At 35.5% G+C, this 12677-nt stretch carries 9 protein-coding genes; 1 reads left to right on the forward strand and 8 read right to left on the reverse strand.

From position 1 onward, the window contains the following. Positions 1-11: 11 nt before the first annotated feature. The 4 genes from A9Q68_RS03105 to A9Q68_RS03120 form a co-directional block, all read right to left on the reverse strand. Complete coding sequence (locus A9Q68_RS03105) at positions 12-1487, reverse strand: glycoside hydrolase family 1 protein (RefSeq protein WP_071793228.1); 1476 nt, start codon at positions 1485-1487, stop codon at positions 12-14. 126 nt (positions 1488-1613) lie between these two features. After that, on the reverse strand, positions 1614-2459 hold the full coding sequence (locus tag A9Q68_RS03110; protein WP_071793229.1) for a Cof-type HAD-IIB family hydrolase: 846 nt from the start codon (positions 2457-2459) through the stop codon (positions 1614-1616). A gap of 33 nt (positions 2460-2492) precedes the next feature. Next, positions 2493-3107, reverse strand: coding sequence for a GDSL-type esterase/lipase family protein (locus A9Q68_RS03115; RefSeq protein WP_071793230.1), 615 nt, complete (start codon positions 3105-3107; stop codon positions 2493-2495). A 123-nt stretch (positions 3108-3230) separates the two neighbouring features. Continuing rightward, positions 3231-4718, reverse strand: a complete 1488-nt coding sequence (locus A9Q68_RS03120) for a family 1 glycosylhydrolase (protein WP_071793231.1) — start codon at positions 4716-4718, stop codon at positions 3231-3233. A gap of 465 nt (positions 4719-5183) precedes the next feature. On the opposite strand from A9Q68_RS03120, the gene A9Q68_RS03125 reads away from it, so the two are divergent. Then, on the forward strand, positions 5184-6107 hold the full coding sequence (locus A9Q68_RS03125; RefSeq protein ID WP_071793232.1) for an AraC family transcriptional regulator: 924 nt from the start codon (positions 5184-5186) through the stop codon (positions 6105-6107). Positions 6108-6137: 30 nt separating this feature from the next. On the opposite strand, the gene A9Q68_RS03130 is transcribed toward A9Q68_RS03125, so the two are convergent. From A9Q68_RS03130 to A9Q68_RS03145, 4 genes are all read right to left on the reverse strand, one after another. Continuing rightward, positions 6138-7811, reverse strand: a complete 1674-nt coding sequence (locus tag A9Q68_RS03130) for a carboxylesterase family protein (protein WP_071793233.1) — start codon at positions 7809-7811, stop codon at positions 6138-6140. A gap of 94 nt (positions 7812-7905) precedes the next feature. After that, on the reverse strand, positions 7906-9819 hold the full coding sequence (locus tag A9Q68_RS03135) for a beta-glucoside-specific PTS transporter subunit IIABC (RefSeq protein WP_071793234.1): 1914 nt from the start codon (positions 9817-9819) through the stop codon (positions 7906-7908). A 276-nt stretch (positions 9820-10095) separates the two neighbouring features. After that, on the reverse strand, positions 10096-10938 hold the full coding sequence (gene licT / locus A9Q68_RS03140; protein ID WP_071793718.1) for a BglG family transcription antiterminator LicT: 843 nt from the start codon (positions 10936-10938) through the stop codon (positions 10096-10098). Between the two features lie 82 nt (positions 10939-11020). Then, positions 11021-12559, reverse strand: coding sequence for a ClC family H(+)/Cl(-) exchange transporter (locus A9Q68_RS03145; RefSeq protein ID WP_071793235.1), 1539 nt, complete (start codon positions 12557-12559; stop codon positions 11021-11023). Between the last annotated feature and the right edge of the window lie 118 nt (positions 12560-12677).

Genomic DNA, 12677 nt, shown 5'->3' on the forward strand with positions numbered 1-12677 from the left:
TTAAGATCTCATTATTCTTCAGTTAAAATATTAGCTCCTTGATTTTCAATGACTTCTTTGAACCAATAGAAGGAATCTTTCTTATAACGGTCAAAGCTCCCATTTCCTTGGTCGTCGGCATCTACATAAACAAATCCATAACGTTTAGACATTTCTGAGGTTGATGCTGAGATTAAATCGATACAACCCCACATTGTGTAACCCATTAATTCTACACCATCTTCAATGGCTTCATACATTTGTTGGATATGTTTCTCTAAATAATCAATACGGTATGAATCATGAACGCTTCCGTCTTCTTCCAACTTATCCAAGGCACCTAAACCATTTTCAACAATAAACAATGGAATTTGGTAGCGATCATACAGTTTATTTAAGGTTACACGAAGTCCAACAGGGTCAATTTGCCAGCCCCAATCAGATGCATCTAAATAAGGATTGGCTTCGCCTAAAATAAGGTTACCAGCTGTTTTTTGTTCATCAGTTTGATTCTTAGGATGGCGAGTTACAGAAGACATGTAGTAAGAGAAACTCATGAACTCAACTGGATAATCACGTAAGATAGCTTCGTCTCCTTCTTCCATAACTATCTCAATATTATTCTCTTTAAAGAAACGTTTAATATATGAAGGGTATTTTCCACGAATTTGCACATCTGAGAAGAATAGATTTTCATGATCTTTATGAATAGATTGCATGATATCATCTGGGTGGCAAGTTGCAGGGTATGCTTCCATTCTAGCCAACATCATTCCCACTTTATTGTCTGAATCAATTTCATGCGCAGCTTTAGTTGCTAAACTTGATGCCAGGAACTGGTGATGGACAGCTTGATACATTTCTTGTAAGTTTAGCTTGCCATCTTCAAACAAAAGACCACCTGAAAGATAACCAGTCATTCCAAGGATATTGATTTCATTGAAAGTCAACCAATATTTAACTTTGCCCCTATAGCGTTTGAAAACAGTTTCGGCATAATGAACAAAGAAATCAATGACTTTACGGTTTTTCCAACCACCATATTCAGTCACTAAATGAATCGGAAACTCATAGTGAGATAAGGTAACAAGTGGTTCGATACCATACTTATTGAGTTCATCAAAAACAGCGTCGTAAAAGGCTAACCCTTCCTCATTTGGTTCTACTTCATCACCTTTAGGGAAAATACGAGACCAAGCGATAGACATACGGAAAGTTTTGAAGCCCATTTCAGCCATCAAAGCAATATCTTCTTTGTAACGATGGTAAAAATCTGAACCCCAACGTTTTGGATAAAGACCTTCTTTATCATTTAAAGCGAAATCTAATTTTTTACGTGTCATTGGGCTAGTAAATTCACCACCCATTGATTTACGATCTTCTGGTGCAACTGTACGAGCAGTATCTGAAGTTGCTGGACCACGTCCACCTTCGTTCCAACCACCCTCATATTGGTTAGCAGCTGTTGCGCCACCCCAGAGAAAATCTTTAGGAAATTGCTTTGTCATTTCTAAACTCCTTATATTTAGTCTTATGATAAGATTATCACATTTTGTAATCGATTTCTTGTCCCATAATCTTAATTTCTAATACTATCCTCTGATTTCCATACTGAAAAAGACTGAGCCATAAACTCAGTCTTGACCGTCCATTTCCGGACTTGCTTTCGCTAAAAAGGCTTCTAATACTTGAAGAACCCCTTCTTCTTTATGGTGAGGCGCAATAAATTTGGCAACTTTTTTGACAATAGCTGGCGCATTCTCCATCGCATAAGAATAGTGTGCTAATTGGAGCATCTCAATATCATTTCCACCATCGCCAAAGGCCATCAATTGATCCTCAGTAACTTCATACGTGTCCATTAATAATTGAAGACCCCAGGCCTTATGGATACCAGTTTGAATAATATCAACAGATCCAAATCCACTAGTAATAGCCGTTAAATTACCTTTGAAACCCTTATTAAAATCAATCATCACCTGGTCGCATTCATCCATAGGTACCATCATGGTGATTTTGAAGATATCTTGATCACTGATACTTGAGAAATCTTCAATTCTTTCAATATTGGCAAAGAATTGCTCGAGTTGATCTGGCTCAATAGCAAATCCTTCAGGCAACTTAGCATCTTTATGCATGTAAGAGCAATATTGACCAGACAAAATAATCCCATAAGGAATCATTTTATCAGCAAAATATTCTAAAAATAAGGCAACATCATTTTTATTGAGAATATGGCGTTTCAAGGTTCTACCCTCTTCAACAATATGGGCTCCATTTTCCGCTACAAAAGACATACGATCTGTAAGTCCTTTAAAAATTAAATTGAGCCTTTCCATATTATTACCACTAGCTACAACGAAATGAATACCCTCTTGATCCAAACGGTCCAAAATCGTCAGAAATTTCTCCCGATCATAAGACCCTCTATCATTTAAAAAAGTACCATCCATATCACTAGCAATCATTTTAATCGTCACACAATCACCCCATTTCACAATTATCAAAAACTATTATAAATATGTAGCAATAATCTTAGCTATTTTTTCATAGCCACTTAAATTTAAATGGAGACCATCCTTTGTCAAAGATGGATCCAAGGCGTTTTCAGAAATTTTTAAAGGAGGAACTAAATCAATATAAATCACATTAGGAATTTCTTGAATGACTTTATTTAACTCATCGATTAACTGATTATTCCTTACTTTGACGGTTTGTTTATATTGGTCTAAATTGGATACCGGCAAAACAGACATGAGATGGATGCTCGTAAAAGGACTACTCCTCTTTAATCGAGCTACAATCTCTAATAAATTGCTCTTAATCTCTTCGATAGATGTTCCCAAACCAATATCGTTTGTGCCAACTAATATAAAAACTTTTCCAGCTTTTAAATCACTTATTTGATGATCAAGATGTTCTAACAACCATTTGCTATCAGTTCCGGCAATCCCGCGATTATGGATGGGATGCTCTCGACCCAAATATTTCTTTAAAGGAAAAAATTCAATAATTGAATCCCCAACAAATACAAATCCACCTGGCTCAACAGATTTATTTAGAGTAATATAAGAATCTAAAAGATCCATCTGATAAGCTAATAATTCTTCTGAAACAGTTTCCAGCATATAAACCCCCTTAATCTATAATTCTAGTATATCAAAAAGAAATACTAAGCTACAGAAATAAGAGGGTCTTATGACATGTAAACGTTTTACACCAATAAACTTAAGAATCTAGTGATTTATCTCTTAATCTAAATCTTGGCCATTTGAAGCAATGACTTTTTTATACCAATAGAAGGAATCTTTTGGTGTACGATCAAAACTTCCATTTCCTTGGTCATCTTTATCAACATAAATGAAACCATAACGTTTACGCATTTCACCTGTACCCGCTGAGACAATATCAATACAACCCCAAGTTGTATAAGCAATTAAGTCAACACCATTGGCGATAGCATCTGACATTGCTTTGATATGTGAACGGTGATAATCAATACGGTAGTCGTCGTGAATAGAGCCATCTTCTTCAACAGTATCAAAAGCACCCAAACCATTTTCAACAACCATGAGTGGAATCTCATAGCGGTCATAAATTTTTTCAAGATAGTATTGCAATCCTGTTGGATCTTGTGCCCAACCCCAATCTGAATATTCCAAGTAAGGATTACGAGCTCCAGTAGAGAAGTTTCCTGATACCTTATCAGTTACTTCATGAGTAGTTACATTATTTGACATATAGTAAGAGAAGCTGTAGAAATCTACTTTACCTTTAGCTAAAACCTCTAAATCATCCTCTGCCATTTCAACAGTAACACCATGTTCCTGCCATAGACGTTTAGCATAAGTTCCATAAGCTCCTTTGGCTTGTACATCACCACAGTAATAGATTCCTTGTTGCCATTTGTGTTCTGTCGCAATAATATCTGTTGGATCACAAGTCGCTGGATAGAAAGTAATCCCACAGATCATATTACCGATTTTATAATCAGGGTTGATTTTATGTCCAATTTCAACAGCTTTTGCAGAAGCTACAAACTGATGATGTAAATGTTGGTATGCATCTTGATAATCAGCATCTGTTGTTGAAGCACCAAACATATCGAGGAACATAACAGTATTGTTGATTTCATTAAAAGTCAACCAGTATTTAACCAGACCATTATATTCATTAAAGATCGTTTCAGCATATTTAACGTAGAAATCAATCAATTGACGATTAGTCCAACCACCAAATTTTTCTTCTAATGCAAGTGGGGTATCAAAATGCCAAATAGAAACTAATGGCTCAATATTGTATTTACGACATTCTTCAAAGACGGAACGGTAAAAATCTAAACCTTCTTGGTTAGGTTCTGTTTCAGTACCAGTTGGAAAAATTCGAGCCCAAGAAATTGATAGACGGAAGATAGAATAGCCCATTTCAGCGAACATCTTAATATCTTCTTTATACCGGTGGTAAAAATCAACGGCTTCATGGTTTGGGTAATATTCATCTTCTAAAATAGCAAAATTTGCACCTTCTGGTAATTTTGCAGTATGACCCATTGAAGCTAACTTTCCTGCTTTACCATCTTTATCAATATAAGTCGCAAAGCGGGGTGTATTAACAGAACCACCAGTAGTCACGTCTGTTTGAACTAGACCTCTACCACCCTCATTATAAGCTCCTTCTGCTTGGTTTGCTGCAATTGCACCACCCCAAAGGAAGTTTTCTGGAAATTGAATTTTTGTCATTATTTAAACCTCTTTCATTATTCTTCTTATAGTATAGTCCTTCTATCTATTAAAATCTTGCATTATTGTCTTATATAATGATACTATCCTCTCTAAAAATAATGGCAAAAGAAAAAACACGCAGAAGGAGATTTTATCCACGTGTTTTCGAAAAATATTTTTCATTTCCAATAAATTCAGTATAAGTGATATTGTAGTCTAAAGCTAACACTATTATTTGGATTACTAATACTATACTATGACATATGCATTTATTCCAAAATAATTGCTTTTTTCGATAATTTAACTTAATTAAAAAATATTTCTTTCTTTAAAATTGGTATAGTCCAAAAAACCCTTTATAAAAACCTTTAATAAAAATTAATTTAATCAAAAAATTTATAGTAGTATAATATTTTTTTAAAAGATTTATATTATCTTATTTGATATAATACTATTATATGAATCGGAAGTTAGGAGAAAAAAGTGGTCATCACCAGATTACAAAATCGTCATCAAAACGAACAGCAAAGACACTTATTACCTTATCGTTATTTTCACAATGAAGTAAAAAATGGTCGACCTGATATATTATTCCACTGGCATCCAGAGTTAGAAGTCACTTATGTCTACGAAGGGACAGCTCGCTACCACATTGATTATGATTTTTTCAATAGTCAATCTGGCGATATTATTTTAGTTAGACCAAATGGCATGCACTCCATTCATCCAATTGGACAAAATAAACACGTCACAGATACTTTTCAGTTCCATTTGGATATGATTGGATCATCTGTTGTCGATCAAGTCAGTCTTCGTTACCTGCAACCCTTACAAAATAGCATTAATAAATTTGTTTATTGTATCAAACCCCATATGCCAGGTTATGACGAAATCAAAAGTTGTTTGTTTGCCATATTTTCGATTGCCAAAAACGAAGATCGGCATTTTGAAATGCTATTAAAATCTAAGTTACATGAATTCATGTACTTACTTTACTACTATCGTTATGTTGTTCGAAAAAATACAGATGATACCTACCGCAAAAACGAGAAAATTCGTCAGTTAATTGATTATATCAATAATAACTATCAACAAAATTTGAGCATTGACTTTTTAGCAAATTATATTGGTTATAGTAAAACTCACTTCATGACCGTCTTTAAACAACACACGGGTACATCTTGTACTGAATTTGTCATCCAGGTACGCTTAAGCAAGGCTTGTGAGCTCTTAATCAATTCCAACCGACCAGTCTTAGAAATTGCGAATGAAATAGGATTTAATAATCTCTCAAATTTCAATCGTCAATTTAAACGCTATTATCTCCTAACACCAAGTCAATATCGCAAAAAATATACCAAACCTAAAGAGAGCCGTACTCTCATCAATCCACCAAAAATTCACTAAAAAGACCTCATTTGAATGAGGTCTTCATTTTCACTCTCCGTCTAATGGACCACTAAACCAACGACCATTTAATACAGTTTTATTGATTTCCGATTTTTTCTCTTCAGATAATGATGTATCTTCATCCATCTTTTTAATAACATCTTGGGCAGTTTTTGAATCCTTTTTAGTTTCAATTTTCGCCTTATTTTTACTAGCGTCTATCTTCAATACAGAATTCTCATTTGACCAATTTTTCCACTCTGGTAATTTATCTTTATTTGGATTACCTGAATATAAAAAATTCTTAAGGTAGGCTTTGAAAGTAGATGACATTTCTTTGGCACCATCAGTCTCAAATGATTTTCCGATAAAATCTTTATAATTTGATGGTTTCTGTAACATAGGTTCAAAGATACCATGGAAAGCACCCAAAGTTTTAGCCAATTCTGGTGTTACTTTTTCAGAATCACCATAGCCAATTTCACCAATATAGATTTTTGATTTATAAGTATCTTGCATAACTCTTGCACTATCAACTCCATTTGATAAACGATAAAGCTGACCTCCGTATTGACGAGCATAATTAAATTCTTTCATTTTTTCTGGATTTTTGAAAAGCTCACCACTTGTGAAATCGGCCGTAAACTTTTTATCAAAAGCAGAAAATAGAGAGAATTCATTTGTCCCTGTCAATAACATTAGTGGAACATCATTATATTCTGCGCCTTCAAAACCAGTTGAAGGAATGACATTTCCATCTTTATAAAGGTGAGGAAATACAGACATTCTAATTCCAGCATTTCCCATTAAAGGTGCCAGACGCTCAGCTGGTAAGTTATAAAGATAATCACTAACTTCTTTTGTATCTTCAAGGAGCCATTTCTCAGCATCTTCAACTGAAGTTTTCACTTTGTCTTCAACGACTAGGGGTGCAATTGCTTTAGCAAATATTTCTTGGCTATTTTTAGAATCAGCTAAGGTCATACCTCCACTAAATGAAATTGCTTTTTGATACTTCCCTTTAAATTGTGGAGAAATTAGACTAGCCATAACATCACGACCACCTGCAGAAAATCCTGTCAAAGTAATATTTTTAGCATCACCACCAAATGCTTCCGCATTTTCTTCAACCCAATCTAAAGCAAGTGCAATATCAAGTAATCCAAAATTGCCGGAGTTTTCCTCTTCACTTCCATGTTTTAAAGCTGTTAGTGGATTATATCCAAGAGCACCAAGTCTATAGTTTACTGAAACATAAACAGCATCTATATCATTAACAAATGTATTCCCTTTAATTTCTTGAGAAGTACCTGTTTGATTATTACCTCCATGAATATAAACCATAATCGGAAGATTAGATTCATTAGAATCTGGACGAACGACATCTAAATTTAGAGAGTCTTCTGAGCCTTCAACTTTTCCGTTTGAAAATTGAATAGCCTTATTACCATATTTTGTCGCATCAAGTGTTTTCTTCCATTTATTGGGCTTCACTGGAGATTTCCAACGTAAATCTCCTTCTGGTGATTTAGCATAAGGAACACCTAACCATTCAAGTGCATTATTCTCTTTATCCTTATTACCTTTAATTTTTCCAGTTTCAATGGTTTTAGTTGTCGTATTATCAAAACTTTTTTTAGTTTCATTTGAACCATTTTTTTCTGAACAAGCAGTTAAACTTAAACATAATAAAGTGCTCATTAATAATATCGATTTTTTCATAAAATACCTCATAATATAATTGAAATAAAATGTGTAACCGCTTACTTTTTTTAATCAAGGAAAACGTCTAATTGTTATTAGACATTTTCTATTTTTATACTTTAACTGTTGTTAAGAGATAGTCACCTTGAGCAATTTTTTCTTCTTGGCTGACCAAGATATCCTCATAAACACCAGTGTTTGTAACGATGATAGGTGTGATTACTGGTAGACCGGCTGCTTTAATGGTATCCATGTCAAATTCAAGTAATTTTTGTCCAGCAACAACTTGATCACCGACTTTTACTAAGGCATTGAAACCATTACCTTCAAGTGAAACAGTATCCATACCGACGTGTATCAAAAGTTCAGCGCCATTTTCAGTTTGGAGACCAATAGCATGTTTTGTTGCAAAAACTAAGGTAACTGTTGCATTGGTTGGTGCATAAACAGCACCTTCACTTGGGTTAATAGCAATCCCTTTACCCATAGCACCTGAAGCAAATACTTCATCAGGTACTTGATTTAAGGGAACAACTTCTCCACTTAGTGGACTTGCAATAATTTCTTGGTTAATTTCTTTTAATGGTGCAACTTCTTTAACTTCTTCTGCAGCAACTTCTGCTTGAGGACCACCGTAAAGGTATGGTACTGGAACCATCATTTGAACTGCAAATGAAATAACGATTGCAGCGATCATAAGTGCAACACCAATCCACATTGGTTTCAAACCTTCAGTTGGAGAAACCCAAGCTGGGAATTGGAAGATACCCATTGCTCCAAAAGCATACATTTTAATTTTGAATAGTGATAGAACAGCTCCTATTAAACCAGATACAGCACATGAAATATAGAATGGAGTTTTCATTGGTAATGTAACACCGTAGATAGCTGGTTCAGTTACCCCAAAGATAGATGAAATAAAGGCTGGCATAGCAACTGATTTAACTTTTTGCTCTTTGGTTTTAAGCATGATAGCTAAGAGAACACCAGTTTGTGTAAAGTTTGGTAACGCTGCCCCCATTAGGATATCTGTCCAATGATTTTGCGTAAATTGAAGAATAGCTAAAGGAACAAGTGCCCAGTGAAGTCCGAACATAACCAATACTTGCCATAAAGCACCAAGTAAAAGGCCATATAGAACTGGACTAAAGTTCATTAAGCTAGTAAAGCCACTTGAAAGTAAATCAGATGCAAAGTTTGCAATAGGTCCAACTAGCAAGAAAGTTACAGGTACAGTAATAAGAATAGTTACAAATGGTACAACGAATACCTTAACCACATCTGGAGTGATTTTTTTCATGAACTTTTCAATGTGAGATGCCATCCAAATAGCTAGGATAACCGGCATTACAGTTGATAAATAAGATCCTGAACTTGGCAATTGGAATGGAATTCCCATAACATTAGCAAGGTGTGCTTTTGTTAGAACCCCAACAGTTGTTGGCAGTGTTGGGTAAACCATAGCTGTCGCAATCGCTGCCGCAGTAAACTCATTCATTCTGAATTTACGTGCTGATGTAAAGGCAATTAAGATTGGTAGGAACTGGAAGAATCCATCTCCAGCTGCTTCTAAAATGGCATAGAGGGCATTTGTTTGAGAGGACCAACCAAGAGTTGCTGCTAAGATAGCAACTACACCTTTAACGATACCAGCCGCAGCCAAAGGACCTAAGAAAGGTTGGAAAATACCTGAAATTAAATCAACGAAACGGTCGAATAAATTACCTTTAGGTGCGTCACCTTCATCAATGTCTAATGAACCACCACCAGCAATACCGGCAACTTTTTGAACATCTTCGTAAACATCAGGAACATGATTACCAATAACAACTTGATATTGACCGCCTGCTTTAATAACGGTAACAACACCATCTCTTTGTTTCAAGTAGTTGTCGTCTGCTTTAGATTCATCCTTCAAATTAAAACGAAGACGTGTCACACAGTGCTTTAATCCAACGATGTTTTCTTTACCACCAACGTGAGCAACAATATCTTTTGCTAGCTCAGTGTAATCTTTTTTAGCCATTTTAGGCTCCTTTCTGATTTGTGATTACGGTTGACATACATGAACAAATGGGTATCAGGTTTACATAAGCCAAACATAATCATTTGCTTTTCTAGAAAATAGAAAAAACCCAAACAAATACCAAATAAGAGTACAGCAAGAGCTGTGACTACTATCTCGTATCTATTTAGGTTTTGCCTGCTTCCCAGTAACAATCCATTAATGATATAAATTATAATATCAGAAAGCACTTTCAATTGCAAGCGCTTTTTTAAGAAAAATAAAAAAAACTGAAAATTAATTTTCAGCTGCTGTTTTTAAACGTTGAATATGGATAGTCAAATATACTTGTTCATCCTTACTCATTGGGAAGTCATAAGTGGCTTCTATATAGGATTTAATCTTTTCTGTACAAGCAAAGGCATCCGGATAATTAAGACTAACTTGATCATACAGAAAACTATCATTAGCACCTTGAACAAGCCCATTAACCACGCGCTGAGCAAAGTACTGAATATGAGTGACAAACCGATTATATGATAAGGCATCTTGATCAGAGATACTGCCATAATGAAAACGAACAATATCGATAATACTGGTCACAATCTTAGCCATCTTTTGCCCATCTTTAATGGCACCCGAATCTTTTTGAGCATTGATAAAGTGCAAGGCAATCGAAGCAACTTCATCTTCAGGTAGTTGCACCTTAAGTTTCTCTTGGATAATCAGCAAAGCATCCCTTCCCACTTGAAATTCCTTGGGGAAGAACTTACGAATTTCCCAGGTCAGTGGATTAGAAATGACCAATCCATCTGCTACTCTTTCCAGAGTATAATGAATATGATCTGCCAAGGAGACATAAAGTGATAAATCATAGACAGTATCTAATACATCTTGACCATGTTCAATAATGGCTGAAATGGTTTCAATTTCAACAAGTGATAATGCTTGGTAGATACTCGATAATTCACTAGCGAGATTGGAATCTTTTAAAACAAAGCGTTTCTCAATCTTTGCTTCATCAATAAAATCACCGACCTTTTTTTGAAAACCGATACCACGACCCATGACAATTTCTTCTTCAAGATTGTCATTAATGATTTGAATAACATTATTATTATAGACTTTATCTATTTTCATGACCTGTTTTTTCCCTTCAAAATCTCCATGATACCCAGAGACCATCTTATCAAATCTTTGACAACAATTCAACGGAAGATTTTTAGACCGTCATCAATAATTGTCGGACGTAGCCTAAATCAGACTCATTGACCACTAAAAATAGTGTTGCCCCAGTATGCAATAACGTATCCCCTGAAACAACCTCCGACTGTTGGTGATGAATTTGAGTGGTAATCAAGACATTTGCAGGCAATTTCAAATCACGAACGTAACGTCCGGCTAACCGGTCACTTACGGTCAATTCTAATAAGGTCGGTTGCAAAACTTCCTTAGCTGGGATAATAGGCATTTTTTCTAACATTGCTTCATAGATAGGAGCTCCTTTTAGGAGATCCATAAGAAGGTAAGCTACAAAGGTCACTACTGCGATAGCCATCAGTGGTTTCAAATCCCCTACCATTTCCGTAACCAAAATCATGGCAGTCAGCGGAGCTTTTGAAATAGCCGAAAAATACCCTGCCATACCTAAAACGATAAATAAAGGCATAAAACTCTTATCCAATAGGCCAATGCTTTGGAAAAATAGGCCAAAAAGCAAGCCAGCTAATGCACCTAAAGTCAAAATAGGAAGAAAGATGCCGCCTGGAAGCCCACTGCCATAGGAAGCCATACTTCCAATAAAGCGTAAGATAAAATAAAGTAAAACAACTAGTAAACTCGTATGGTTCAGAGAAAGACTAATGATTAAGGCGTTACCGCCACCCAAGAGTTGTGGGAAGAAATAGCCAATCGGAAGTATCAAGACTAAAGCAAGTAAAGCATAGTATTTTGGACTGAGATGACTTATTCGTCCAATTTTCGCTATATAACGAGGTAAAGTAAGAATAGTCACTTCATACCAATAACCTAAAATCCCCAAGAAGGCACCTAGTATAAGTAATAACCAATACTGATTCAAACTAAGAAAAGGCATAGCTTTAGGCATTGCCAAAACTGGTGTGAGACCAAAGATATTGAGAGAAATGAAGTTAGCGACTAAACTAGCCACTAATGCTGTAATCCAAATCAAACGCGAAAAATGATGGTAAATCTCTTCAACAACAAAAAGTAAACCAGCAATTGGGGCATTAAAAGCAGCCGAAAGACCAGCTGCTGCTCCACTGGCAATTAAAACTCGTTTTTCCAAACGACTCGATTTTAAGAATGAGGCAATCCCTTTAGCTGACATAGCCCCTAATTGAATTGAAGGACCTTCACGACCCAACATAAAGCCCATTGAAATAGCTAAAACACCAGCCAGGAACTTTTTCCACAAAACAGGCCACCATTGTGGTGCTAGCAAGCCCTTTAATTCCCCCTCAACCAGAGGAATACCTGAGCCTTTAATATCAGGTTCTGATTCCGTTAAAGACCCAATTAAAATAATAAGGCAGACACTAACAAGTAAAATTGCTAACACTAGACTTGGTTTATCATAAGCTGCTTGATAAGTAGACACCACAAAATGCGATAACTTCTCAATCAAAAGCCTAAATAAACTAACTATAACACCAGCAATAATCCCAACAAGCACACCCCGCCAAACATAAGAGATGATTGATTCATTACTAAAAGCATATTCATTTTTATGATTTTCCATAAGCCCCCACTTTCTTCTTTTTACAAAAACTAATACTATTGTATCAAAGGAAAAATAAAGAATCTAGTCCTCAAAAAAACCTAAGCAAATGCTTAGGTTTTTAAATTAGGAAGTCTGA

This window comes from Streptococcus bovimastitidis, from assembly GCF_001885095.1.
Lineage (GTDB): Bacteria > Bacillota > Bacilli > Lactobacillales > Streptococcaceae > Streptococcus > Streptococcus bovimastitidis.